This is a genomic window from Sinomicrobium soli (assembly GCF_003285545.1).
Taxonomy (GTDB): domain Bacteria; phylum Bacteroidota; class Bacteroidia; order Flavobacteriales; family Flavobacteriaceae; genus Sinomicrobium.
In genome coordinates, this window is record NZ_QLNV01000001.1 from 91,755 (window position 1) to 116,451 (window position 24,697).

Annotated in this window: 26 protein-coding genes; 4 read left to right on the plus strand and 22 right to left on the minus strand. The window is 41.8% G+C overall.

The genetic code is table 11. The annotated features are described in order from the left end of the window. From DN748_RS00410 to tssD, 19 genes are all read right to left on the minus strand, one after another. On the minus strand, window positions 1–831 hold the full coding sequence (locus tag DN748_RS00410; protein WP_236636737.1) for a hypothetical protein: 831 nt from the start codon (window positions 829–831) through the stop codon (window positions 1–3). A 300-nt stretch (window positions 832–1,131) separates the two neighbouring features. After that, window positions 1,132–2,133: a hypothetical protein gene (locus tag DN748_RS00415; protein ID WP_112369787.1), complete on the minus strand. Its 1,002-nt coding sequence runs from the start codon at window positions 2,131–2,133 to the stop codon at window positions 1,132–1,134. Window positions 2,134–2,294: 161 nt separating this feature from the next. Then, window positions 2,295–2,480: a hypothetical protein gene (locus DN748_RS00420; protein ID WP_112369788.1), complete on the minus strand. Its 186-nt coding sequence runs from the start codon at window positions 2,478–2,480 to the stop codon at window positions 2,295–2,297. 12 nt (window positions 2,481–2,492) lie between these two features. Next, complete coding sequence (locus tag DN748_RS00425; RefSeq protein WP_146746535.1) at window positions 2,493–3,380, minus strand: hypothetical protein; 888 nt, start codon at window positions 3,378–3,380, stop codon at window positions 2,493–2,495. 233 nt (window positions 3,381–3,613) lie between these two features. Then, window positions 3,614–4,384, minus strand: a complete 771-nt coding sequence (locus tag DN748_RS00430; RefSeq protein WP_112369790.1) for a hypothetical protein — start codon at window positions 4,382–4,384, stop codon at window positions 3,614–3,616. Next, the gene (locus tag DN748_RS00435; protein WP_112369791.1) at window positions 4,381–5,001 is read right to left on the minus strand and encodes a hypothetical protein; all 621 of its coding nucleotides are present in this window, start codon (window positions 4,999–5,001) and stop codon (window positions 4,381–4,383) included. Before DN748_RS00435 ends, DN748_RS00430 begins: the two co-directional genes overlap by 4 nt. Further along, window positions 4,994–7,435 carry a bactofilin family protein gene (locus tag DN748_RS00440; RefSeq protein WP_112369792.1) on the minus strand — a complete coding sequence of 814 codons (2,442 nt, stop codon included), beginning with the start codon at window positions 7,433–7,435 and terminating at the stop codon, window positions 4,994–4,996. The genes DN748_RS00435 and DN748_RS00440 overlap by 8 nt, the downstream gene beginning before the upstream one ends. Further along, window positions 7,435–7,920 (minus strand): DUF4280 domain-containing protein, encoded by a 486-nt coding sequence (locus DN748_RS00445; protein WP_112369793.1) that lies wholly within the window; start codon window positions 7,918–7,920, stop codon window positions 7,435–7,437. Before DN748_RS00445 ends, DN748_RS00440 begins: the two co-directional genes overlap by 1 nt. After that, window positions 7,917–8,669 carry a hypothetical protein gene (locus DN748_RS00450; protein WP_112369794.1) on the minus strand — a complete coding sequence of 251 codons (753 nt, stop codon included), beginning with the start codon at window positions 8,667–8,669 and terminating at the stop codon, window positions 7,917–7,919. The genes DN748_RS00445 and DN748_RS00450 overlap by 4 nt, the downstream gene beginning before the upstream one ends. A 55-nt stretch (window positions 8,670–8,724) precedes the next feature. Further along, the gene (locus DN748_RS00455; protein ID WP_112369795.1) at window positions 8,725–9,291 is read right to left on the minus strand and encodes a hypothetical protein; all 567 of its coding nucleotides are present in this window, start codon (window positions 9,289–9,291) and stop codon (window positions 8,725–8,727) included. Next, window positions 9,269–10,819 carry an N-acetylmuramidase domain-containing protein gene (locus tag DN748_RS00460; protein WP_112369796.1) on the minus strand — a complete coding sequence of 517 codons (1,551 nt, stop codon included), beginning with the start codon at window positions 10,817–10,819 and terminating at the stop codon, window positions 9,269–9,271. Before DN748_RS00460 ends, DN748_RS00455 begins: the two co-directional genes overlap by 23 nt. An 88-nt stretch (window positions 10,820–10,907) precedes the next feature. Continuing rightward, a complete protein-coding gene (locus DN748_RS00465; RefSeq protein WP_146746536.1) occupies window positions 10,908–11,573 on the minus strand; it encodes a hypothetical protein in 666 nt (221 codons plus the stop codon). A 173-nt stretch (window positions 11,574–11,746) separates the two neighbouring features. After that, a complete protein-coding gene (locus DN748_RS00470) occupies window positions 11,747–12,400 on the minus strand; it encodes a hypothetical protein (RefSeq protein WP_112369798.1) in 654 nt (217 codons plus the stop codon). A gap of 292 nt (window positions 12,401–12,692) precedes the next feature. Continuing rightward, window positions 12,693–13,133: a hypothetical protein gene (locus DN748_RS00475; protein WP_112369799.1), complete on the minus strand. Its 441-nt coding sequence runs from the start codon at window positions 13,131–13,133 to the stop codon at window positions 12,693–12,695. A gap of 5 nt (window positions 13,134–13,138) precedes the next feature. Then, window positions 13,139–14,140: a tetratricopeptide repeat protein gene (locus tag DN748_RS00480; RefSeq protein WP_112369800.1), complete on the minus strand. Its 1,002-nt coding sequence runs from the start codon at window positions 14,138–14,140 to the stop codon at window positions 13,139–13,141. Continuing rightward, window positions 14,112–15,755 (minus strand): LysM peptidoglycan-binding domain-containing protein, encoded by a 1,644-nt coding sequence (locus DN748_RS00485; RefSeq protein ID WP_112369801.1) that lies wholly within the window; start codon window positions 15,753–15,755, stop codon window positions 14,112–14,114. Before DN748_RS00485 ends, DN748_RS00480 begins: the two co-directional genes overlap by 29 nt. A 2-nt stretch (window positions 15,756–15,757) precedes the next feature. Next, on the minus strand, window positions 15,758–17,572 hold the full coding sequence (locus tag DN748_RS00490) for a type VI secretion system Vgr family protein (protein WP_112369802.1): 1,815 nt from the start codon (window positions 17,570–17,572) through the stop codon (window positions 15,758–15,760). A gap of 36 nt (window positions 17,573–17,608) precedes the next feature. Further along, on the minus strand, window positions 17,609–18,073 hold the full coding sequence (locus tag DN748_RS00495) for a hypothetical protein (RefSeq protein WP_146746537.1): 465 nt from the start codon (window positions 18,071–18,073) through the stop codon (window positions 17,609–17,611). A 289-nt stretch (window positions 18,074–18,362) separates the two neighbouring features. Next, on the minus strand, window positions 18,363–18,758 hold the full coding sequence (gene tssD, locus DN748_RS00500) for a type VI secretion system tube protein TssD (RefSeq protein ID WP_112369804.1): 396 nt from the start codon (window positions 18,756–18,758) through the stop codon (window positions 18,363–18,365). 491 nt (window positions 18,759–19,249) lie between these two features. Between tssD and DN748_RS00505 the strand changes: the two genes are divergently transcribed. Genes DN748_RS00505 through DN748_RS00515 form a run of 3 tightly spaced genes read left to right on the plus strand, consistent with a single transcriptional unit; the run spans window position 19,250 to window position 20,303 of the window. Beyond that, window positions 19,250–19,771 (plus strand): RNA polymerase sigma factor, encoded by a 522-nt coding sequence (locus DN748_RS00505; RefSeq protein ID WP_161554436.1) that lies wholly within the window; start codon window positions 19,250–19,252, stop codon window positions 19,769–19,771. A gap of 3 nt (window positions 19,772–19,774) precedes the next feature. Then, window positions 19,775–20,080 carry a hypothetical protein gene (locus DN748_RS00510; protein WP_112369806.1) on the plus strand — a complete coding sequence of 102 codons (306 nt, stop codon included), beginning with the start codon at window positions 19,775–19,777 and terminating at the stop codon, window positions 20,078–20,080. Next, entirely contained in the window at window positions 20,070–20,303 is a 234-nt protein-coding gene (locus DN748_RS00515; protein ID WP_112369807.1) for a hypothetical protein, read from the plus strand. Before DN748_RS00510 ends, DN748_RS00515 begins: the two co-directional genes overlap by 11 nt. A 57-nt stretch (window positions 20,304–20,360) precedes the next feature. Here DN748_RS00515 and DN748_RS00520 read toward each other — a convergent pair whose 3' ends face one another. From DN748_RS00520 to DN748_RS00535, 3 genes are all read right to left on the minus strand, one after another. Further along, window positions 20,361–21,251: a bifunctional 5,10-methylenetetrahydrofolate dehydrogenase/5,10-methenyltetrahydrofolate cyclohydrolase gene (locus DN748_RS00520; RefSeq protein ID WP_112369808.1), complete on the minus strand. Its 891-nt coding sequence runs from the start codon at window positions 21,249–21,251 to the stop codon at window positions 20,361–20,363. Between the two features lie 44 nt (window positions 21,252–21,295). Beyond that, the gene (ffh, locus tag DN748_RS00525; protein ID WP_112369809.1) at window positions 21,296–22,624 is read right to left on the minus strand and encodes a signal recognition particle protein; all 1,329 of its coding nucleotides are present in this window, start codon (window positions 22,622–22,624) and stop codon (window positions 21,296–21,298) included. 515 nt (window positions 22,625–23,139) lie between these two features. Beyond that, window positions 23,140–23,868 (minus strand): hypothetical protein, encoded by a 729-nt coding sequence (locus tag DN748_RS00535; RefSeq protein ID WP_112369811.1) that lies wholly within the window; start codon window positions 23,866–23,868, stop codon window positions 23,140–23,142. Between the two features lie 262 nt (window positions 23,869–24,130). On the opposite strand from DN748_RS00535, the gene DN748_RS00540 reads away from it, so the two are divergent. Beyond that, on the plus strand, window positions 24,131–24,640 hold the full coding sequence (locus DN748_RS00540; protein ID WP_112369812.1) for an RNA polymerase sigma factor: 510 nt from the start codon (window positions 24,131–24,133) through the stop codon (window positions 24,638–24,640). The last annotated feature ends 57 nt before the right edge of the window (window positions 24,641–24,697 follow it).

Here is a 24,697-nt window from a genome sequence, read left to right on the forward strand (position 1 = left end):
TCAAATAATAGTTAACCCATGATTTTTTGAACGCATATGTAACTTTACCTCCAGTTCAATGTTACTTTGTTTTGCTTTATCCGGACTTTTAAACTGAAGAGGTTGCGTTCCGTTCTTTTTCAGTAATCGCACCAATTTTCCATTTCCCATAATCTCAAGTTTCAATTCTTTTTCATCGAAAGGCTCTACTTCCAGATTTTGACCAAATAATTCAGATATTCCATTTTTGAAACCTTTTTTTCTCTCCTCCGAAAAATAGAAAGCCTGTTCCTGGAGTTTCATCTTCTCCATGGATAACTCTAAAAATTTAGGAGCATCTTTGATTTCTAATACTGATAACACTTGTCTGTAATATGAAACTACTTCCTTAAACAAATCCTGTTCATCCATTTTGGTTAAATCTACCGAATTTTGCCACCCATCCAAAACAAAGGGAAGATCAACTTCTATTTCGGTCATTATTTCAAAATATTTATGCTCTACCCCTTCACTTAAACCGTCCCATGGGGATTCTATCCGAGGGTGGAACTTATGCCTTGAGTCTTTCCATTTATCGGGATCAGCCTCAGCACAAAAAAAATCTATCATCATTACCTCTTCTTCTGTAATATAATCCTTCCCTTTTCGTGGAAACATTTTCCCCACAACTTTATATTTACCACTTTCAAGTAAGACATGGTTGATCAAATTGTCCCCTGCATATCCTCCTTCTCCAGCAGTTTCCTCTCCAAACCAATCAACCACAGGCACATCATTAACGTAGACACTCCCCGAACAATAAATTGTAGAATAAACTGAATACAAGGGGTTTTCAAAATTATGCATTTTCATATATGTTATTTTGTGAGATATTTTTCCCACACACCCTTTCTAAACTCACGCTACATTAATCTATATGCTTATCATTGTGCTGATCCAAGAAAAGGGTATCGTCAATTGCCTGTGCTCAATACGTCTATCTACCTTAAACTTCAGTGCATGACATCTAACCACAAAATGCAATACAGGGGCTCTAAAAGACGATTCTACCAAGCTTTAACCTCCAATTAATTTAGCTTAATACCGCATGAGAGATTTCCGCATCATACATTTCTTTGATGTGAGCCGAGTTCAGTTTATACCCTCTTTTTTCTAAATAACGATCAGGGTTTCATTTTTACGATGAAATCTGAACTCCAGGGAAACCGTATCTTTCGGACTATTTTTATTTATTAACCGGATAATTCCATCTCTATTTATCGTATCTACCAATGTAACCATTCTTCCTTCTGCAAAGAAGAACATTTGTACGTTCTCAGGATAAGGGGCCAACTCATAATTTTCATCACCTATTACATCAGTCAATTTTTGCAGGCGGGATTTTTTTTCCGACTCTTCCAGGTAAAATACGGTAGCCAACAATTCTTCCCTTTCCCATATTAGCTTTTTAAATGCAGAAGTATCATTTTCAGCGACCATCTCCCTGATTGTATTATAACGTTCCAATAATTCATTTTTAAGATCGTCTTTGTCTTCTTCCTTCAAATTTACCGAATTACTCCAGCCTTCCACTTCATAAGGTACCTCTACATCTATTTCAGTACGAAGTTCAAAATAGGGATAACCGTCAAGACCTTTATTCCCTGCTCCTTCTGTGCCCGGTGTTTCAATAGTAAACATCGGGAATTTCTTTTCCCAATTACCGGCTTCTCTGTAATACCCCTCCAACATAAGATAGGAATAAAACTCTAAAGCCGTTTGTCCATATCTCGGATAAATACGCCCTGTAACTTCATACCTGCCACTCTTTAGAATACAGGAATTTAACGGGACTGTAGGACTGATACTTCTGCCTTCAGGTTTTGTTATTTCTCCCCAATACAAGTTTAAAGACGGGGGAACGTTATCCACCATAAATTCAATTTGTCCTGTAGCCGCAGTCAAATGCACATCATAAGATTTATCAACAATAGTATCGTTTTTTTCGCTTTCCGAAGGTGTCGACAGATCATATCTTAATGTATCACTCATAATTTCAGGTATTTCGTATATGGTAATGACATTCATATTATCGCCCTGTATCTCTTGCTTCCTATTTTGTCCGCAAGCACTGAATGCTAACACGATCAGGGCACAACTCATGGTTTTTTTCATGGTTTTATAAGTTTTCCCTCCGAAATTATAGGTTCATGGTTAAACAATTCAAAAGTCTATGTAAATTTCAGATCATAATTCATTTCTCTTTTGGAAATTAGTTTATAGCATGTAATTATTAGTACTGCCTCATTCCACCATACCGAAGACCTAATACTATTCTATAGTGGCTGATTTGCTTTAAGTTTTTTCAGGTAAACCTCATTCCGGTCATTTGCTTCGTCTTCAGCAAATTCTTCAATAGCAAACTTATGATCTTCCAAAACACTCTGTCCTAAGTAAACCCCGGAAAACTTTTGCAATTCCTGTCCATCTATACTAATCCTTGTTTTTACTCGAATGGGCATAAGCTGTGGTTTTTAATCATTATTTAATGTGGTTTCATCAGGTACCTGAAAACTGAAAACTGCAAAGTCAAAATAATCTGCATTCTCTTTTACAAAACGGGCAGATAACAAAGATTCGAGATCTTTTATCTGTTCTTCCCCGATACCATTAGGACATAAGTTTTGCACCCCGCCTTTATTGTATTTAAACAAAACCCTTAAGGTTTTTACATTTTGCTGTTCTTCTACCGGAATGGAATAGCGCTTCCAGTATTCCTTTGAAAAGCGCTTTACAAAATCAAGAAACCGTTGCTCTTCACCGGTTTCCACAAGGTTCTTGCTTTCTTTAAAAAGTTGCAAAAAGGGACGTTTTCCCAATCTCTCTTCCAGAATACCTGTACATCCCCTGGTTTTATCCACATCGGACACTTCCAGCAAAATAACATCCGTATTTTCACCGGTGCCGAACCTGTCTTTCAAATACTCCCAAAAATCGGGTGTCCTGATTCCGGTTTCGTTTCCCGAATCCGTAGTACGTTTATAATTGTAGGGAGTTCGCCTCAGCGCTCCGTCCTCTCCGTCATAGCCATAGGAATAGACAATACTCCTTCTCTCTATGGAATCGAATAAAACATCAAAACCTCTTTCCCTGAACTTTCCCCTATACTCTTCATCAAAAATGGCACTCCCCCATTTTATCACCTTTTCCACATCTTTTTTGTTCTCCGGTAAAGCATCCCAGTAAACATTTTCAAACTCCGTAAGATCGGCATACAAGACATCAGCACTTTTTTGCAAATCTTCCATAACTTCCCGATATCTCATATAATCGATGGCCAAGTATATTGCCACTCCCCAGAACACAAAAAGAGACAACGCCAATTTCCACTTCTTTCCACGATGATTTTTCACCTTTGCCATAAGCAGATATTGTCAAATATATAGTCATCTATCTTATTATAATCCTCTTCAGATGCAATGGTGATATTTCGGAATAAAACAATTTGTAACCGTGAAAACGGTAGGTGAATGCCAGGAATTTAGATTTATACGATGCTATTATCAGGATATACCTACATATTTCGACTATACCATATAATCGATATTCATTGTCATCCTATAACTCTGAACCGATGATCAGATTATTCATAAATTTACCTTATTACCTCTAACTCACTACCTATTGGTTTATGTAAATAAAGTTCTATTTCATAAACCAGTTTTTCTTCTTTATTTTCACAAAATAAAACTGGTTCGTGGGTAGTAGTGACCAACGTAATCACCCTTTTATCACCATAAAACTTAAGAAATGAATCTTCTATATTATTAGCAGCTTCCATTTTTGATTCTATCAAGGTATTTATCAGATTGTCCCACTCCTTTTCGGTGTCCGTTGATGAAGTGTATAGAGCCCGATCTATTTCATTAATTTTTGTATCATATATACTCCTATACTCCTGAAATTTTTTTTGTTCCAGCAGGGAGTATACATTTTGATAAAAAGCTTTCACTCTTTTCTCAAGAGAGTCATTCAACTCTAATTCTTCTGATTGCGACCATCCCTTAACAATATGAGGAACTTCTGCCTTAAACCTCGCTATATTTTCAAAAAAGGGAACTGATTCATTTAGTTGAGGCGATTTAAACTCAAATACATTGACCAGCTCTCCTTTATTCATTTCCAAATCCTCCACAATAATTTCCATGTTTAATGAAGAATGTTCATTAAGAGCTTGCTGCCCTGCCTGTGGATATAGGTACATCGAAATTTTCTGTTCTCCAGAATTTAATATCAAATGATTTATTGGATATTGTGTGGATATCATACCCGTATCATGATAATTAAAGACAGGTATATCATTTATTCGGATATTAAAATTACAGGCTCTGCTGGAGAATTTTAATCTGTAGAAGGGTTTTTTCATTCAAATTCCTTTAAAAACTTTTTATATATAGGCCACTGCCCTTTTTTAAGGTTTTCCTCTTTAATAAGGATCAAGTTACTTCCCAACCAGTATGTCCTCTCCCCATTTTCTTTCTTTTCAGAGTATTTTATGGTCCCAAACTGTATAATAATCCCATTTTTTTTCCATAAAAACACCTGGCTCTCATTCGCATTATCAGGACCGAATACAAGCTTACCTTCTCCATATTGTTCTTTTAGTACCTTGCGAAGATTTTCAGTATGGTCAGCATCATATGTTTCAAACTTATAACCAATAATTATACCGTTGACAGTGCGTATAAGTAGTTCGTCAAAGGGAATATTGTTATATGAGGCCTGTTTGCTATCAGGGGAGATATGATAATCGCGTATCAGATTAGATTCGTTGCGTTCAATTGCCCCCTCGTCGTCCATTTTATAAAACCTGTAATCATCAGCCAGATCTATCTCCCTGGTTTCTTTAACCTCGATAAACTCCAGGTAATTTTCTATTTTTTCATCAAATTTTAGTTTTGACAAATCCATATTTTCACTCATACAGCTAACCAATATAGCAAGAAAAAACAAACCAATTTTATTATACATTCTGTTATTCATTTAAGTAGTTTTTCTCAAATTCAATTTTATCAGGAGGTACAATTTCCGCATCGGGAGGACTTTTATCAAATGTTCTCTTAATAATCCCGAACCTCACACTCCCCTTCAATACAAAAGTAGCTATAACTCCTCCGAATTCAGCTACAGGCACGATATATACCCCTTCCCGATCGGCTCCACCTTCCACTCCTCCTTTAACACTGGCCTCTCCTGTAATACCGGCCTCTATCTCCGCCTCGAAACTTCCTGCCGCCACTTCCCCTGTACTTCCCGAAGCAGACAACTCAATTTCCAGCTTAATTTCTCCCGTTACCGTAATTTCTCCTTCACTTCTTTCAGGGAGTAATGTATTGATATCAACCTTCCCATCTACCTCTATATTACCTGAGAATCTAACTTCAAAAACAACTTCTACATAATCCTTAGCCTTCGTTCTAACAAATTCTATAACCTTAGTTACCCCCGGAGATAATGTGGTGGCCGCTGCAGAAATCAAATCAATAGTAAATGTTGCTCCGACCAACGGTTTTGCAGAAGCACCAACGGTTACCAATGTGGCAATCTGATCTGGTGAATCGGCAGGAATATCACCAGTTTTTTCCAATTTCCATTTTGCCGAGGCTGCAATTGCTGGAGATTCAATCTCAAGACTCATCGGCATGTTCCCTCTTAAATGAGTTGTTATATTATCTATCAGGGTTTTAACTCTTGCAAACAGGCTAAGGGTTTTACGAATACCTTCCAAAAATTTGTCTCCAACTTCGAACTCATCTTCACCATTGTTCCAGGTAGCTTTCAATGACCATTCAAAGGATTGTAACATTTCACCATCCGAAGCAAATCCACTATCAACAGCCGAACCTATTGCCTTGTCTTTATCAATACTATAACTTGTCAAACCATTACTAAAACCATAATAAAACGGGGCATCATGATTCCATTTAAATTCTAATTCCCACTCTATATCCGGGTGTATATTGAACCGTACCTCTCTCGAATATCTACACGTGGATATTCCACACGAATAATTTTGAGTCAACTCCCGTCTCTTAGGCCAAATATAGCTTAATAAAGCTATCGGATTATTCATTCCTACCACTCCCCCAGGATATTCATACCTTGGCCTCAACACAAGTTTATCTCCACTTTCCTCCGGAGACCAGGTACCGACGGCTTCATCATAAACAAATATATTATTATGGTGAGACGGCTTTTCCCCACATTCTTCCGTATGTACTCCTTCGAGTTGTATGGTAACTTCCTGGTCATCACCATTTCCCGCTACTACGGGAATCACCGGGTGGATCAGGTTCGTAGCCAGGAAGCCCTGTTCCTTATTTTCCCTAAGTATTTCTATCGGCTCCTGATCCTTTACGATAACTTTCAACGCCGAAAACCTGCATTCTTCATGATCAATAGGAGTAAGGGTTTCTTCCTTTACACTTACTATTTGCGGTGTAAGACCCAGCCTGGGCATGATAAAATCGAAAATGGTCGTACTGACCTTCAGGGTAAAATCCCGGATCACCGGGCTTCCCGGAGCGAATCCGCCATCTGTACGGTTTTCCAATACGTCTTTCGGATTGAAGGTAAACCTCACCGTATAATCCTGTGTGGTCCCGTCCGGATGCCCTGTAGCCTCTTTCCAGGCAGGGTCTACAAAAAGGCTTTCCTTCATCTGAAGGTTATACTCAAGAGCGGGATTATCGGAATTCGCATACCGGTCCAGGTCCAACCGCTTCTTCCCGTTGTAAATACGTGTACCCTGGTAAAGGATCTCCACCTCTGCCCCGTATCTTCCCGGAATGATCCGGTGGGTTTCTATATGCAGGTCTACGGTGTCCCCGTACCTGATACCTTCCAGGCTTTGTATATCTTCCCGGATAAAATTCTCATCGGGGTCATACATCCGGAACTCCCTTTTTTTAGCGAAAAGGGAAAGTACCCCCGGCTGGTCTACTCCTATGATAAACGCTCCCATACCGGCCCAGTCCGGACTGTAATACAGGCTTTCCAGCCATATGCCCTGCCCTGCCCGTTCAGGCGTATACGACGGATACCTGGGGCGGCTCCAGTCTGTTTGCCCGTTCTCACCGGTCTCAAAAACCGTGATATAATTATGTGCGACCTGTTTCACCGATTCCGGGGTATAATCTGCCTTCCCTCCGTTCAGGTGGTTAAAGTACTCGTGTAAAGCCATCGGAGCCGGGCCGCTTTTCCATTCCAGCCAGCTCTCTTCCCCGAAAGCATCCATCCCCTGAGCCACAAAATACATCCGGTGCTTCCGCGACTGTAGTGACCTGAGACGGTCCGTATCCAGCTGAAATGTCGCTTTTTGCCCTACCGGAACCTCAAAGATCACATAATTATGACGCGAGGTTTCCATCACCTTATTCCCGGAAGAAGCGCCCGACAAGGATATCCATTTACTCATTATTCGGCACTTATTAGATGTTCTACTTTATCTTCCCGTTGTTCCGAAGGGGCCGCAAAAGGGTTGAGCATGACATGGGTTTCCTCGTCGGCCTGCTCCATTTGCTGCGAGGTAGGCGAGGCTGTTTGTCCGTGAAAACTGACCGTAATACACGGAGCCCCGGCAACAGGACAGGTCGCCTTACTCTTTTCAGTCAGTACTTTACCGCCATTGCTCAATGTTACCTTTTCGTAAAAATCCTGCCATTCGGCAACCTGTACCTGGCAGGGTTTGTATCCGCCCGGGGTCGGTTGCAGTTTACACTGCCCGAAGGTCTTTTTTTCAAAAGGCTGCCCCACATCCATATGGGTAGCGATCATCTTGTCGCTGCCATCACTCTCATTTACGTATTCCTTATGCTTGCTTACCACTTGCAGGGTATCCGGAAAATCGCCGTACCGGCATTCGCATAATGCTCCCTGACATACTATTTTTCCACTGCTCATATCCGTGTTATTTTAAACGAAATCTCTCTTTCCTTACCTGTGACCAGATGACAGACGCCCTCCATTTTTTTTAATACAACCCCGTCTTTCTCCCAGGTATACGACATATTCAAGTTCCCATCCTTTACCCTTGTCCGGTAGCGAACCCGGTCGGAGGCATATGTTCCGGTATATTCCAGCCGGAAATACCCCGTATCCTGACGTTTCAGCCGATGTCCGCATTTAAAGGAAACAGGCCTTTCCCCAGGAACCAGCGGCAACCTGATGATATTTTCTTCCTTTTGTCCGATCGCCTCCTGCATAAAAAACAGGTAATAGAACATGTCTTTCCTGATCGCCTGCCGGAATGTCTCTACCGACGCAAGGCTACCGGACATCCGGTCCAGGTATTTTTCCGCTTCCGCTCCGGTATACTCCCTTTGCAATCCCGGAAGTGCATTTGTCCAGCGCTCCCGTATCTCCTCAAAATTATCAATCCCCAACAACACCCCGGACCGGCCTATCCTGAAAACAAACGGATATAGCACTCCGGAACATTTTTCCGCAAAGACATCCATCAGCCTGTGAACAAGCCCGCCATTTACCGCAAACCCTTTACGGTTCAATACACACCGCAGGTTTCCTTCGCTTTCCTCCGTGTATGTAACCTCCACTATATATTGTATCGTCTTCTCTTCTTCCCCTTCCGGCCTCCCCTTATCCTTTCGTTTATATGTAAATTTTACTCCGTATACCAGGTTCTTTTTCATATTAGGATCAGTACTGAAAAGGTATTGTTTTAGCTATTAAAATTATCGTCTTCACTTAGTTTAATAACGCTCTAAAGTCACTTCCAACCTTTGAAAACTCAACTTTCCCGAAGTCCTTTTCCGTATATACTTCATGTTTTTCCTGAATACTTTCAGGAGTTTGCTTAACCGTGAGAATATTCATTTTTTTTAGATATATATTATCAGGCGACTCATAAACAAAATATAAGGTAATGTGTTCCAGGTTTACCATAAACCCTCCCTCGTTAGCATTTAAGGAGATATAAGGGTCCCCTCCCTGGTAACCACATGCCGAACAAGTTATCATTTCATTATTAATTGCGATAGTTTTATATTCTTCTGCTCCTTGTCCTAACTTTACTTCCAATATTCGGTTAGCTTTTTCATTGGCCGTCATTAATTTTATTTTATCAGTCATTCCATCCCCATTAATATCTAACATCAAAGAATCTACAGCCAATCCGGTCTGGATCCTCTCTACTTTCTGACTTTTTTGATCATTCTGACTTTCTGGTTTTCCTTTACAAAAAACAAAAACAATACCAAGCCAAACAAAGCCAATTCTCAATATAATTGTTTTAATCCTCTTTGAATTCATCATAGTAATCTTTTAAATTATCCGCATATTCTGGATTAAAAGTTTGCCAGGAAGATCCATTATATTTTTCGGCTATTTTTTCCCAATCTTTATCTTTCATAGCCTGAATCAAACCATTTGTATTTTCCAGATAACCAATAAAAAATTTAAATTGTTGTACTTCACAAGTATTAACAGCTTTCTCCATTTTTTCTGGAGTTTCAAAAGCTACATCATAATTAAAACCCATTACTTGAAATTTACCCCATGAACATGATTTTAATGCACTGGTGTAATCAATCCCCTTTGCAATTCTTAATTTCTCATATTGATCTGCATACGAACCATATCCTCCTGAATTATTATTAACAATATTCGGATATTGATCCTTCAACTTTTTTAGTTCCTCATCCGTTTTTCCTAAATCTTCCTTTAGGTATTTCCACATTTTATGTCTTTCAAATAAAATAGTTGCCTGCTCTTCTTCCCAGAAACTATTTCTTTTGGATTCTTGTTTGGCTATGGCATGCATAATTGCAGATTCTACTCCAAGTCTTTCAGATTCCTGTTCGTAAAGTTCATCCGTAATTGAAGAACCTTTTCCTCCACATGAGGTATTTAATAGTCCTTGTAACTTACAATAGCAAGTAGCCCCTCCTACCTCAAACCACTCCCCGTCCTCATTCAAAAACACATTACTCCTGTCCCTTCCACAATACACAACGTCCCCTTCTTCCGCCCGGGCTTCCACTTCAATGGAAAGCAGACTCTTTACCGTATCATATATGGGTTCCATCCCTATAGGGGTCATTGCCCCGAAGGCTTCGGGGGAGACCGTTCTTTGATTTTCCGTATCGCTATAACCTACCAACTCCTTGTCCTGTAATTTCTCCCGCCAGGTTTCCAGGGTTTCATCTTCTTCAGGACGCAGCTTTATTTTAGCATAGTAGTAAATCCCTTTTAATTCTTCCTCCTCCGGCTCACAGAGCTCTATGGCAGTCACTTCGCTGTCGTCCTGCATCACCGCAAGTGCTCCCCCGTCCGTTAGCAAGGGCTCCTTTTCTTTCAGGGTTGCCCGGAGACTGCTCAAAGTACCGAAATGTTCCACCACAATATAGACCTCTTCCCCAATATTTCCAGCGGTTATTTGCTCGAACCGGGTTGTCTCGCCTACCTTGGTCCTGCTGGTGATATGAAGCTTATCCCCGACATCTATTTCAGTTGACGTCAATCCGTTTTCCTCCATAATATCCTGGTAGGATACCCCTTCATACTCGCCTGCTATTACAGAGAGGTTGTCGCCGGAGACTACCGTATACTCTTCGGTAGTTTCGTCGTAGACATCTTCTACTTTTTTCTCCGCAAAAAAGGCTTTGTTTATAAATACGTCACCGGGGGGCGCCTCTTCGGGATCTCCGAAACATATCCCTTCTTCCGCAGTTTCGTTAATTGCGGTAGAGGCTGCCTGGGTGATGACATCAGCATAATTGCTGATATCACCGCGGGCAATACGGATAAATTTTCCCAAAGCTACTTTTGTAATCACACCCATAACTAAAACAGGTTTCCTTTTTTTCCACTATTGCTGTTTATTTTCGACCTGGCATGGCTATTCAATATGCCTTCGTTACTCATAGAACTTATTTATTTTCACTGTTGCCGCCGGACTTAAAATCTTTCATTTTATTGATTACTTCCTGGTCCGGTATCCCGGTAAAATCAATTTCAGAAGTTTTTTTACAAACGATAGTATCCTTGTTACCTACTAAATAAATCAAAAGTTGATTTTCATCCTCACTTATCAAAATTTTCTTACTCTCAAAGTCATTAAAATCAAAGTCAAAATCCACTGGTGAATAATAGCCCGAAGACTCCAATTTATTTTGGTTTATTTTATACAATTCATAAGCAAAAACCTCTTCTGTCATGGTAGGGAAGGTAACCCATTCTGCATCTTCTCTACCAAAGAAGTGAATCTCTTTCTGTATTTGTTCCAAGGATACATTATAAAAAAAATCTAAATTCACATTATTAAAAGACTCCGGAGGGAATTCCACAAATGCCAATTCTTCATTTTTGAATAAATAAAACACGAGATCAGGTTGTGTATATGATATTCTGACAATATCTCCGTTTTGATCCACTTTGGATCCCGGGTGTAATTCCTGTAAAAAAACCTCATTACTTTCAAGAACAGTATCTGCGACAGTTGCAAGATTTTTTTCTCGTTTAGACTTACAAGCAGTAAACAGAATCAGGAAACAAAGTATATATAAATTATGAGGTAAAGCCTTCCATGTTGCCATACTGTAATTTTTCCTGTCCGTTGACTTCTTTGATCTTACCTCTGTCCTTTTCATCTTCTTGTTGTCTGTCATCTTCTGATTGATTATCGCCATTTATATCACTTTTTCTTCAAAGATCAATTATCCTCCGAGCATTTCATATAGTATTCAATTATAAAGGAAAACCACAACTCTCAATCTACCCCTTGTTTTAGCACTTTGTTAAACCCCTTTTTTAAGGCATTTACATCAGCCCTACTTCTCGTTATTTTCTCTAACAATCTTTGTGAAATTTCTTTTTCCGGATGGGGGCCATCAAAATGAAAAAACCAAAACCCTATTTGTGTTCGCTGCTCCTTCTGCGATAAGATTTCAAATAGGTCATCAGGGTTATCCTCTATCATTTCATGCAGTTTGTGCTTTAGGTAATTTACAGCATCTGCATCCCATTTACCTTGCTTTGCAATATTTATTATCTTATTCAAAACTTCATCTTTACAACAAATCTCTGAACTTAGAAACAACATATCTATATATGCGTTAGCTTCTTTATATAGAGGCATTTCACCCTCTTCATCATCAAATCCAAAATAATCCTGAAAAGACTGAAATGTAGAAGGAAAGGCATATACATATCTGGTCAAATCAGCGTCGGAAACTTTTTCAGATGAAATCTTCTTAAAATAATATGTCAAAGAATCAATTTCTGATACTTGCTGCTCTGCTTTTGAAATATCTTTGGTAGTTCCTTCTGAATATTCGGATTTATTTTTATTCTTCTTTACTTGTTCACATCCTATAAACAAACATATATTCAAGATCACAATTGTACAAAACACCTTATTCATCTTCTCCAACAAAATTTTCTGTTATAATAATCTTTGCATCTTCTATACCAACCTCTTTAACATAATCGTTAATTTCTTTCAGTTTAGCTTTACTTCCGGAAACCCAATCTGTAGATTTTGAAGTTCCAGGTAATAAACAACCTCCTCCGTATAGACGTTCTCAAGCAACTCATTTTAATTAGAAACCAGCAACTCTGCATGTCGCAAAGCATGAGTCCTATATATAATATTTTCTTTTACTATTTGATAACATTTTGTAACCCTTTTTGTTATCTTCCCAGTCAACAGCATTTCAAGAAGCTTTCTTCAATACCAAATATTTATCTTCACATTCTTCAAATTGTGAAAAAGGATTCTCAGCATTACCATAATTTTGAATGAGAATGGACGAATCTTCATATTCTCCTCTGAATTCAGGTTTTATCTCCAAATTTCCCGAACTTTCTTCTACACGGAAAAGAAAGAATACCTTCTCACTTTCTCTACTAATCTCAATTACTCCGGATTCTTTTCTCTTATTCGTTTCCAGATTAAATGTATTATTCTTTAACCTGATCCGAAGATTACATTTATTTCCGCCAGCTAACTTATATACACCATCATAAATATGTAAAGTATCTTTTTGATTGTTGATGTAAGAACTTATTTTTTTCGTTTGGGGGTTAATAGTTTCTTTTTTCTCTATACATTCAAACAAGAGTAGAAAAATTAAGATTAATATCGCTTCCGGCATTTTACTTATTTTATTCGTTCCATGACCCTTTTTGGTATCTTCTTATCCTTACCTTCTTTCTTTATATAATTTATATATTTGATATAGGATTCTTTAGCCTTTGAAATATTATTCACCCCCCAATAGGCATCTCCTAAGTTAATATAGGCTACAGTTCTTTCGGGAAATTTTGAAATTATTTTTTTTAATATAAATATTGCTTCATCATAGGCTTTTGCCTGTTCCAGGTAATAAGCTATATCGTTATATTCTGTTAAATTATCCTCTGAAAGTTTTATTTTTCCTAATAACGATTTATATCTATCTATTCCTAAATAAATTTTGGAGTTATCACTATTAAATCTTTCAATAAATTCTACCAGATTATCCTCAATAAAATATTCTATATTACATAAAGAGTCTCTTTTTGAATTTTCAGGGATTTGTTTAATCTTCTTTACCTGTTCAGAATCTATTAAGACCTTCATTTTAATATCTTGCTCTACATCACAGATATACGTTGTCGTATAATCTTCCTGCCAATAATTATTTATATATCTGGTTTTTGTCAAAATCCAATCGCTATCAACATAAGCTACAAAATAATATGCCTGATCATTTCCTCCATCCGGGAAAAAGGTATGAATCTTCATCAATTCATTGCCATTTTCTACTTTTTGAATGTCTCCTATTATCCGTCCTCCATCTTCCGAAAAATTAATACTTTTTAACATCATTTGATATTCTCCCTCCTTGTTAACAAAGAAATAGAGTTCATTCCCTTTATATTTCTTTGAACTTACAACTTTATCCAAAACACCATCCTGGTTAACATCTATATCTCTTATAAAATAATCACTATTGCTCTCAAAGTACTCTATATCCTTAATTTGATCTTCCTTTTGTATTTTCGCCTTACTTGTTACTTTCCCAATGTCGGTGTATGAACGTACTTTCTCTTTACATCCAGCAACACAAAATATTAACAACAAAATTGTTTTATTTGTTATTCTCACAATCCGTATCATACTTGAAAATCTTTTTTAACTCATCTATATAATCTCTCCTCTCTTGTAACCCATTACCTCCTCCATTAACCAACCAACTAATAACATCAACATAATCATCGTCAGCTATTAGGTTTAAATCAATTGTGCCATATTGTTTTGTTTCTCCATTATCTTGATAAGATATTATAGTTTTTGAATAACTTGAGTTAACATTCGTGACATAATCAGGTGCACTTGAGGGAGGTGACCATGTCTCTCCTACACTCAATACCTTTCCCTGTTTCCAAAACCATCCTGCAGAATCAAACGAATTGAACAAATCATTTCCAATTATTTCCGGATCTTCAACACAATCTATACCACTATAAATGCCATATATTTTATAGTTACTCTCCCATGTAAGCTGCATTAATCCTCTTCCTATATAAGGAGCATAGTTCGCTGAAGTGTTGTATTCTTCTGACGTTCTTAATCTATCTGTTTCATGATATATTTGAGCCAAAAAATGTATTCTTCTAATACATGTGTTTATCTCATATGTATTAAACACATTATTTAATTCTTCTGTAAATCGAGTGAAAGATTTATCGGAGGAAGGGATATCACAATTTGATTTCCAAAAAAGATTTTCTTTATTATCACCAGTATAAACCGAAGATTCTGATTTACGTAAGGCAATAATAATTTCTTTAACCTCCTCTTCCGTTAAGTCCCTATTACAATAACAAGTAGCTCCCCCTACCTCAAACCACTCCCCGTCCTCATTCAAAAACACATTACTCCTGTCCCTTCCACAATACACAACGTCCCCTTCTTCCGCCCGGGCTTCCACTTCAATGGAAAGCAGACTCTTTACCGTATCATATATGGGTTCCATCCCTATAGGGGTCATTGCCCCGAAGGCTTCGGGGGAGACCGTTCTTTGATTTTCCGTATCGCTATAACCCACCAACTCCTTGTCCTGTAATTTCTCCCGCCAGGTTTCCAGGGTTTCATCTTCTTCAGGACGCAGCTTTATTTTAGCATAGTAGTAAATCCCTTTTAATTCTTCCTCCTCCGGCTCACAGAGTTCTATGGCAGTCACTTCGCTGTCGTCCTGCATCACCGCAAGTGCTCCCCCGTCCGTTAGCAAGGGCTCCTTTTCTTTCAGGGTTGCCCGGAGACTGCTCAAAGTACCGAAATGTTCCACCACAATATAGACCTCTTCCCCAATATTTCCAGCGGTTATTTGCTCGAACCGGGTTGTCTCGCCTACCTTGGTCCTGCTGGTGATATGAAGCTTATCCCCGACATCTATTTCAGTTGACGTCAATCCGTTTTCCTCCATAATATCCTGGTAGGATACCCCTTCATACTCGCCTGCTATTACAGAGAGGTTGTCGCCGGAGACTACCGTATACTCTTCGGTAGTTTCGTCGTAGACATCTTCTACTTTTTTCTCCGCAAAAAAGGCTTTGTTTATAAATACGTCACCGGGGGGCGCCTCTTCGGGCTCTCCAAAACATATCCCTTCTTCCGCGGTTTCGTTAATTGCGGTAGAGGCTGCCTGGGTGATGACATCAGCATAATTGCTGATATCACCGCGGGCAATACGGATAAATTTTCCCAAAGCTACTTTTGTGATCGCACCCATGACTAAAACAGGTTTCCTTTTTCTCCGCTGTTGTTGTTTATTTTCGACCTGGCATGGCTATTCAATGCGCCTTCGTTACTCATGGAGGTTATTTCCGATCTCCCCACATTATTAATGGTATCGGCCTGTGCACGGAAATCCCCATCTGAAATTTCAGTGATATTGGCTGCCTGAAGCCTGTAATCGGCCGTAGCCACTTCCTTGAGGTTTTTACCGGCAGTAATACTCGTATCCTCTCCCGAATTGGTAGTAATAGATCTTCCCGCAGTAAGTGTCATGTGCTCTCCGGCTCTTATCGATACATTTTTCGGGGCAGTAACCTCGATGTTCCCCTGCCCGTCCATAAACCAGGTATTCCCGGAGGGGTCTTCGATAAAAATGCTGCCTTCGGCATCGTTCATTTTTATTTTGGTACCGCTGCGGCTATGAATAACCTTAAGGTCATTGTTTTCGGTAGCATACCCGCTGACCTGGCTGCCGTTGTACATGGTCCCGGCCACGTATGGTTTTTCTGCATTTCCCCCTTCGAAAGCTACCAATACTTCTTCACCTACTTCCGGAATAAAATAAAATCCCTTACTTCCCCCTCCGTGAGGTTGCACCATACGAATCCACGGGCTTTCATAATCCCAGTGAAACTTTACTTTTACACGTCCCAGGCCTTTGGGGTCATTATTATCGGTCACTATCGCCGGCTGGGTTTCTGCAACGGGAGGGGTCAGTACATTGGTATAGGGCGGGGCCTCCACAGTATCCGGGACCCCCTCGAATTCGTTGCTGTAATTCCCTGTCTCATCACAGATATGAGTGATTCGTGTGATATAGTAACGGCCAAACGCAGATTCCCGAACCCCGTCGGCAGGGTCGCCGGTAAGTGAGAACTTAGGCTCCGTAATACTGGCAATATCACCCAAACGAAGGCCCGGTTCCGTAGATGTTCCACGGGCGGTAACCATCCCCGAAGCCCTGCCCTGTAATTGGGTCTTTACCCGGTCGTGAAGGTGGCCGGAAGCGTTTCCTGGACTGATCGGGTGATTATAATGCATGGATGCTCCCGTATCGGGAAATATCCGCTTTGAAATCTCCAGCATGGCCTGGGTAAGCCCCTGGCTTTCCAGTCCTATCTCAGTAGCTTTGAGCTTCTGCACCGTGGCACCTTCCGGATCATAACCTGAAAATGAAAAGCCAAGGGGCTTAATTCCCATATGCCGCTTAAACCGCGATATATTCCGGCCGTATACCAGGGAAAAAGTCTCCGGTTTCGGACGCCCGAAAACCAGTCGGGTACCGTTGTAATAACACCACTGCCCCTTCTTTTGTGCCAGGCGGCACAGAAAACCGAAATCACTCTCTCCGTACTGTACCGTATAGTCCAGAGCCGTGTCACGATCGGGATTCAGCTGAAGCCCCAGACTTTCTTTCTGACGTCCCAGGGTGTCCGACACCACTTCTGACAGCTCCTTGTTCAACCAGGAATGGGTGTTGGGAACGCCGTCCAGCTGAATGGTAGGACTGCTCCCGGAAATCACCATTTCCCCGGCAGCCCCGCGGCTGCGGTCGACATCCACGTCCGTGACAAGACCTTTAAAGGTCAGCGTACCCGAAGTCTCCGGGATACGGGGGGATATGGCAATATGGATAATCTGCCCCATATAGCCTTGAGCCTTATCAAGGGCATGGTCAATAAAATCCTTGGGTAAAGGCTGCTTTATCGAAAAAACATGATGGGAACACAAGGACTGCACTATGGCTATTTTGGAAAATTTGGTCAGCTGCTCCCCATTGATTACTATCCTGATATTGGTCTGTATGGCCATGATAAAAATTTTATTCTTTAGTATTCCTGTTCTTTTTTAAGGTGGTGACAATACATGAAAGCCCTTCTCCCCGCTTAATCCCAAACGTTTTAATTCTACTTCACGACCATAAAACCTGATAGCAAAAATGGCGGAAACGGACTCTGCTGTCCTGTCCCATTCCAGATTATCATCAATAAGTGTCTTCAGGTTTAATCGTTCCAAAGCCATGTTCGTGTCATTCCTCACACTTAAAAGGCATGAATACCCCCCGGGATTCACCAGAATCTGTAAGGTTAAAATTCCACGAATACTATCTATTATATCCTGATCCCAGTTAGCTGCAAGAATTTCATTGACAGATCTCGATTTAACCCGAACTGAAACAGAATCGTTTTCCACTACAAACCGCTCCATATTACAACCTTCGTACTTTTCAGGAAAAAGCTCCTGGGAAAACATCACATTTCCCGTAAATGAAAACATGGAGATAACACAAAAAAAAATTACGGCCCTTTTCATCAGTTCAACAAAATATATAAACTACATAATACAAGCGCAAAAAAGAGAAAACCTACCAAACCATTATAGTAATCCTGTACACTGTTTTGAAAATTCCTCCCCCTTTTATCTTTTATGTAGCAATTCAGTTTTCTATAATTGCCTTTTCTGTTTAAGACCTTTTTTCCCCCTTCTATTACCGCAAACCTGACAAAGGCCCCTATAAGTCTGCATTGAGACTGCTTAGCAACTCAGCCCAATCCAATGCATCTTCTATTGATTTCACATTCAAATCCACAATAATTCCGTGTTACAACGCCGGCGGCCAGTTCTTGTCAAACCGCGAACCGTTGATATCTATTTCCTTGGCCACAATGGTAATTTCGGCACGCATGGGCAGGGTATCATCCGCATCAAAGGCCTCTTCATAGGAGACACAATAGGCTTTCCTGAATTTTAATCCGCGCATTTTAGACATCCCGTCCCGGCGGTAAAATACAAATTCCCCGTCCCGTACCTGGCCGGGATTGCGCATCCAGTCGAACAATGAGGTACTTTTGGTCAGCTCTACCAGCACCCGGATGCGGCCTCCCCTGGGGTCGGCTGCCGGACGATCGCTGTGATCGGTGTCCTGTACCATGGACATGCGGTAACGCAAGACCACCATTTCTTCATTCTCTATGGTTAATTTGGCAAGGAAACTCATATGCTTTTTTTGCTATTGAAATACTGTTATACCGGACTAAAATATATCTTTTCTCCCTGAGTTTGTATCCCTGAAAACCAGTATTTAGCCAACCTCAAGGTCAGCATGGTATCGTTTGTCCCTGAATACGCCCCCGGCATTGGCATTCCGTACGCGGTCGCCAACTGACAGTTCCATCCCCTGAGGTCAACTGATAAAAAGTACCAGCTATAGTACTTATTTACAGTCTGCAATATATTAAATCCTGCTTTTTACACAAAATAAAATCGGACAAAAAATATTTTTTATCCACAAGAATTTAAAGATTTAGCTTACAAAATATCCCTCAATGCGAGTCCCGGAACTTCTTAACCCCGGGCTGCCGGGTAAAAAATTTTACAATAATCCCGGATTAAATGAAATATTTTCTTCCCTTTTGCGACTATATTAATATAACGCATCTTCCATACATGGACCGGAACGAAAAAAACAGAGTCATACAACGGGTAACTGTGGCAGAAGAAAACAGGCTGGTCCATTTTCTACGGCAGTGGATCCCGGACAGGGAAGATGCCCGGGATATTGCACAGGACGTTTTTTACAATCTGATCCTCGGGTTTGAGGAGATCAAGGATATTGGCAAGATCACTTCATGGTTGTATGCCACGGCACGGTATAAGGCCATTGATTTTATCAGGAAAAAGCGGCCCACTCCCATATCTGCACTGGGCAGGCCGTTGCACACCGATGAGGGCGAAACAGATATTTTCGGGTGGTTGCTGGAGCATATTCCTCCACACCAGGAAACAGAGCTCTGGCAGGAGGAAGTATTACGGGTGGTGGAGTATATCCTTGAGGAGCTGCCAAAGGTTCAGCGGGATGCCTTTTCCCTGCACGAACTCGAAGGCATCCCGATAGCGGAAATTGCCAGGCGGCAGCAGGTACCCGTAAACACCGTACTATCGAGAAAAAGATACGCCGTATCCCGGTTAAAAAAGGCATTACAACTCTGGTATAACGAATTAAATGATTGACCTATGAGAGCACTTAAAATAATAGGGTTTGTTATTTTCAAACTGGCATTTATTGCCCTTTACGTATGTATTGTCATGCTGTTGTGGAACTGGCTTATGCCCTCCGTATTCGGCATTGTAAAACTCGATTTCTGGCAGACCCTGGGCATACTGCTACTGTGCAAGCTGCTGTTTCTGGGAAGCGGATGGAATTACAGGCGCAACAGGAAATTTTCGCCGCGTCACGGAAAGCAGCAATGGAAGTCGGAATTCAGAAAAAAATGGATGGAAAAAATGTGTAACGCTCAAGATAAAAGCAATGAACAATAACCTATTCACCTCCGGGGTACTCGTTTTTGCCACGGATGTAACCAATACCAGGGAAGCCAATAATGTACTGGTAAGCCTGCTCCTGCACCCGGGAGTCAGGCAGGCCAATTTTGACCTGGAAGACACCGACAGTATTCTCCGTGTGGTATCCTGCGGCATCTCGGAACGGGAAATCGAACGCCTGCTCGCCAGGCACCACCTGTGGTGTAAGGCCCTGGCATAAAAAACCCGGTACCTCATGCGGAGTGTACCGGGAATACAGTAAATCGCCTGCAGGAAACTATGCCCGGCTTTTGAGCATATGCCGTTCCCGGGCAAGGAGGGTGTTTTTGAGCAGCATGGCAATCGTCATGGGCCCCACCCCTCCCGGTACGGGAGTGATATAACTCACTTTCTTGCTCACATGTTCAAAATCGACGTCTCCCACGATACGATATCCCCTTGCTGCGGTTTCATCGGGAACACGGGTAATTCCCACATCGATAATGACCGCATCGTCCTTGACCATTTCGGCCTTGAGATAATTGGGCTGACCCAGGGCAGTAATAATAATATCTGCCTGGGAAGTGATCTGGGTAATATTCTTTGTATGGCTATGAGTAAGGGTTACGGTTGAATTTCCCGGAAATCCCTTCCTCCCCATCAGGATACTCATGGGGCGCCCCACAATATGACTCCTTCCTATAACCACGGTATGCTTCCCCTTGGTCTCCACATTATAACGTTCCAGCAATTCCAGTATCCCGAAGGGCGTTGCGGGAATAAAGGTGGTCATATCGAGGGCCATCTTACCGAAATTTACCGGGTGAAAACCATCTACATCCTTATCCGGGTCAACAGCCATCAATACTTTTTGTGTATCTATCTGCCGGGGCAACGGAAGCTGTACGATAAAACCATCGACGGATTCATCTTCATTGAGCTCCTTTATTTTCCGGAGCAGTTCTACTTCACTGATGGTACTGGGGAGTTTTACCAGGGTCGATTCGAAGCCCACCCTCTCACAGGCCTTCACCTTACTCCCCACATAGGTAAGGCTCGCACCGTCATTACCTACCAGTACTGCAGCGAGATGAGGCACCTTTTCGCCCCGCTTTTTCATCTCCGCCACCTCGGCGGCAATTTCTTCCTTGATCTGATTCGATATTTTCTTCCCGTCTAATAATTCCATGCTTGCTGTTTAGTTGTTTTGTGCTTTCTATGCTGAGAATACTGTTAGCGCATCCCTTTCATCATCTGCATCATTTTCCGGCCCCCGCCTCCCTGCATCATTTTCATCATCTTGCTCATCTGGTCAAATTGTTTCAGAAGCTGGTTCACCTCCTGTACCGACGTTCCCGACCCTTTGGCTATCCTCTTTTTCCGGGAAGCGTTCAGCGTGGAAGGAACAGAACGTTCTTCAGGGGTCATGGAGTGTATAATAGCCTCGATATGCTTAAAGGCATCGTCATCGATATCAACGTCCTTAAGCATTTTTCCCGCACCGGGGATCATCCCCATCAGGTCTTTCATGCTCCCCATCTTCTTGATCTGCTGTATCTGGGACAGGAAATCGTCAAAGCCGAACTGGTTTTTGGCAATTTTTTTCTGAAGTTTCCTCGCTTCTTCCTCGTCATATTGTTCCTGGGCACGTTCTACGAGAGATACTACATCTCCCATTCCCAGTATCCTGTCGGCCATACGGGAAGGGTGGAAGACATCTATGGCATCCATCTTCTCCCCGGTACCTATAAACTTGATCGGTTTATGGACCACCGATTTGATCGAAATGGCCGCCCCGCCCCGGGTATCCCCGTCGAGTTTGGTGAGCACCACCCCGTCAAAATCCAGCCGGTCGTTAAAGGCCTTGGCCGTATTTACCGCATCCTGACCGGTCATGGCGTCTACCACAAAAAGGGTTTCCTGCGGCCGGATGGCCCGGTGAACATTGGAGATCTCGACCATCATCTCTTCATCTACGGCAAGACGTCCGGCAGTATCGACGATCACCACATTATGGCCGTTGGCTTTGGCGTGCTGTATCCCTGCCTTGGCAATGGCTACCGGATCATTGTTCCCCCGGTCTGAATACACCTCGACCCCTATCTGCTCTCCTACCACATGCAGCTGGTCGATAGCGGCAGGGCGATACACATCACAGGCTACCAGAAGTGGTGTTTTTGATTTTTTATTTTTCAGGAAGCCGGCCAGTTTTCCCGAAAAGGTGGTTTTACCGGACCCCTGGAGACCGGACATAAGGATCACCGACGGGTTTCCCGAAAGATCGATCCCTTCGGCATCACCTCCCATAAGGCCGGTAAGTTCGTCCTTGACGATCTTTACCATAAGCTGCCCCGGTTGCAGGGTGGTCAGTACGTTTTGCCCCAGGGCCTTTTCCTTGACCTTGTTGGTAAAATCCTTGGCTATCTTAAAGTTGACATCGGCATCCAGCAGCGCCCGCCTCACCTCCTTGAGGGTCTCCGCGACATTGATCTCCGTAATCTGCCCATGCCCCTTCAGGACGTGGAGGGCTTTATCCAGCTTTTCACTTAAATTATCAAACATAACTACCTGCTTCTTTTATACGTATCAAATGAGATTCGAAACCTGACTGCCCTGACTGCCGGCAGGCAAGTTACCCCGCCGTTTACCTCAAAACCCCCCGCTTCGAACAGCGCAGAATTTTTTCCGGTTTTCCTGTCTCCGTACTCACATTTATTCCGGGACCACGGACAAAAATACCGGTTCCTTTCCCCGGCGGGATGCAAATTTAAACATTTGAACCGAAGCCCGCCAAGGCTGAAGCTCTAATTTTAAACATTTTCGGCAAGAAAAAGACACAGGAACAGAGACCGATATGCCTGAAAAGAGAAAAGAGGTCTTGCGACCTCTTTTTCTGGCTGCCGGGCACCCCTACCCGACAGCTCAATCCAAACAACCTATTTTTGACAGTTGCCATATCCCTCCGGATATCGGGTATCGCAACCTCTTTCGGATAACGATAACAACTGTATGTATGTATTTTTATCACGACCTGTACCGTTTGTTTCCCGGCACCGGCCTTTTGTATATTTCAAAAATTAATTCCCGCAACCTTCGGCCGTCTGTTTTATAACGTCCAGAAGTTCTTCATTATTATTGACTTCCATCATTTCATTTCCGAGATTTACGGTTACCGGATAATTTATCGTGGTATGCAAATCTCCTATGGCCTCCATAAACCTGAAAAAATCCTGGTCATTTCCGATAGGGACACTTCCGTTGGTCTGGTTATTGGCATTATACGTCAGCATTTCCAGCGGATAGGAAAACCGTATACAGGGAATCCTGGCGTATTCATCATTATCACACCTTTCCCGCAACAGGGACAACTCCTCCTCCGACCTTATCTCGATTTCGGTATAATCGCCCGAAACCACACTGAAAGGAAACTGCAGTGAAGCCGGAATTCCCAGTTCCTCTACAATATCCCGGACAATGCCCAGATCCCCTTCGTTATTGATCATCCGCACTGCCCCGTTAAGGCTTACCGCAATGGGCAACTTCAGGGTTCCGCAACTATACCCGTCCAGAAAATCATCTTCCGTTTCATAATTGGAAGTTGCTTTCCTGATCCAGACTGTCATTTCGGAACCATCCGCTATGGCCAGTCCCGGATCTTCCCCTATCATTTCTTCTATCTCTTCCTGGCATGCAATACATAAAAAGAACACAGTGGCCGCTACAAGTCTGCCGGTGAAATACAAGCTGCCGTTTCCGGCGTATTTCAGACATAAAACAGTTACTCCTGTAAATACCCTACCCCACATTTCACTTTTTTTTGTTTTTTAGTTGTCAGTTCGTAGTTGTTAGTACCAAATTTGCCAGGTCTATCACTGAATCGGGGAACCTTTCTTATAACAAACTGCAAGGTACACAGACCAGCAACAGTAAACAAGCATTCCAAATACACATTTTAAAATATCAGTCGTTATATACGGTTGCAGGAGGCAGGACAAAGGGTTTAACATTCTGTAGCTTTAATTCTACACACAAAATAAATATCTTTGTGCATCCTGATAAAAAAATCCCATGCAACAAGACGACCCTGTTTGTTCTGAAAAAATCTACACCTCGATATATCGCAATTACGCGGAGAAACTCAATAATTTCATATATTACAAGTGCGGAGACACCAAGGAGGCGGAGGATATCGTCCAGGAATCCTTCGTCAGGTTGTGGAACAATTGCAAAAAGGTACCTTTTGAAAAGGCCAGGGCATTCCTGTTTACGGTAGCCAATAACCTTTTCCTGAATGTAGTGGCCCACAAGAAAGTGGTGCTCGACTACAGCAGGGAATCCCCGGGTGATTCCGACAAGGAAAGTCCGCAGTTCCTGCTGGAAGAAAAAGAATATATGGAGAAGCTGCAAACGGCGATCGGCAACCTGAGTGAAGCCCAGCGCACCGCGTTCCTCCTGCACAGGATAGACGGAATGAAATACAGCGATATTGCAGCATCACTGGGAATATCCGTAAAAGCTGTTGAAAAGAGGATACACAAGGCCCTGGTAAGCCTTAGAAAAGAAGTGGAAGGTGTTTGACCTGAAAATAAATTTCGGCTGTCAAAAACAAGGTAGGGTATATCCTATCTTAACTGT

Bases quoted from the DNA above. Each gene is read 5' to 3' on its own strand.
- DN748_RS00410 (WP_236636737.1), bottom strand. From the start codon at position 831: ATGAAAATGCATAATTTTGAAAACCCCTTGTATTCAGTTTATTCTACA.
- DN748_RS00415 (WP_112369787.1), bottom strand. From the start codon at position 2,133: ATGAAAAAAACCATGAGTTGTGCCCTGATCGTGTTAGCATTCAGTGCT.
- DN748_RS00420 (WP_112369788.1), bottom strand. From the start codon at position 2,480: ATGCCCATTCGAGTAAAAACAAGGATTAGTATAGATGGACAGGAATTG.
- DN748_RS00425 (WP_146746535.1), bottom strand. From the start codon at position 3,380: ATGGCAAAGGTGAAAAATCATCGTGGAAAGAAGTGGAAATTGGCGTTG.
- DN748_RS00430 (WP_112369790.1), bottom strand. From the start codon at position 4,384: ATGAAAAAACCCTTCTACAGATTAAAATTCTCCAGCAGAGCCTGTAAT.
- DN748_RS00435 (WP_112369791.1), bottom strand. From the start codon at position 5,001: ATGAATAACAGAATGTATAATAAAATTGGTTTGTTTTTTCTTGCTATA.
- DN748_RS00440 (WP_112369792.1), bottom strand. From the start codon at position 7,435: ATGAGTAAATGGATATCCTTGTCGGGCGCTTCTTCCGGGAATAAGGTG.
- DN748_RS00445 (WP_112369793.1), bottom strand. From the start codon at position 7,920: ATGAGCAGTGGAAAAATAGTATGTCAGGGAGCATTATGCGAATGCCGG.
- DN748_RS00450 (WP_112369794.1), bottom strand. From the start codon at position 8,669: ATGAAAAAGAACCTGGTATACGGAGTAAAATTTACATATAAACGAAAG.
- DN748_RS00455 (WP_112369795.1), bottom strand. From the start codon at position 9,291: ATGATGAATTCAAAGAGGATTAAAACAATTATATTGAGAATTGGCTTT.
- DN748_RS00460 (WP_112369796.1), bottom strand. From the start codon at position 10,819: ATGGGTGTGATTACAAAAGTAGCTTTGGGAAAATTTATCCGTATTGCC.
- DN748_RS00465 (WP_146746536.1), bottom strand. From the start codon at position 11,573: ATGGCAACATGGAAGGCTTTACCTCATAATTTATATATACTTTGTTTC.
- DN748_RS00470 (WP_112369798.1), bottom strand. From the start codon at position 12,400: ATGAATAAGGTGTTTTGTACAATTGTGATCTTGAATATATGTTTGTTT.
- DN748_RS00475 (WP_112369799.1), bottom strand. From the start codon at position 13,133: ATGCCGGAAGCGATATTAATCTTAATTTTTCTACTCTTGTTTGAATGT.
- DN748_RS00480 (WP_112369800.1), bottom strand. From the start codon at position 14,140: ATGATACGGATTGTGAGAATAACAAATAAAACAATTTTGTTGTTAATA.
- DN748_RS00485 (WP_112369801.1), bottom strand. From the start codon at position 15,755: ATGGGTGCGATCACAAAAGTAGCTTTGGGAAAATTTATCCGTATTGCC.
- DN748_RS00490 (WP_112369802.1), bottom strand. From the start codon at position 17,572: ATGGCCATACAGACCAATATCAGGATAGTAATCAATGGGGAGCAGCTG.
- DN748_RS00495 (WP_146746537.1), bottom strand. From the start codon at position 18,073: ATGAAAAGGGCCGTAATTTTTTTTTGTGTTATCTCCATGTTTTCATTT.
- tssD (WP_112369804.1), bottom strand. From the start codon at position 18,758: ATGAGTTTCCTTGCCAAATTAACCATAGAGAATGAAGAAATGGTGGTC.
- DN748_RS00510 (WP_112369806.1), top strand. From the start codon at position 19,775: ATGAGAGCACTTAAAATAATAGGGTTTGTTATTTTCAAACTGGCATTT.
- DN748_RS00515 (WP_112369807.1), top strand. From the start codon at position 20,070: ATGAACAATAACCTATTCACCTCCGGGGTACTCGTTTTTGCCACGGAT.
- DN748_RS00520 (WP_112369808.1), bottom strand. From the start codon at position 21,251: ATGGAATTATTAGACGGGAAGAAAATATCGAATCAGATCAAGGAAGAA.
- ffh (WP_112369809.1), bottom strand. From the start codon at position 22,624: ATGTTTGATAATTTAAGTGAAAAGCTGGATAAAGCCCTCCACGTCCTG.
- DN748_RS00535 (WP_112369811.1), bottom strand. From the start codon at position 23,868: ATGTGGGGTAGGGTATTTACAGGAGTAACTGTTTTATGTCTGAAATAC.
- DN748_RS00540 (WP_112369812.1), top strand. From the start codon at position 24,131: ATGCAACAAGACGACCCTGTTTGTTCTGAAAAAATCTACACCTCGATA.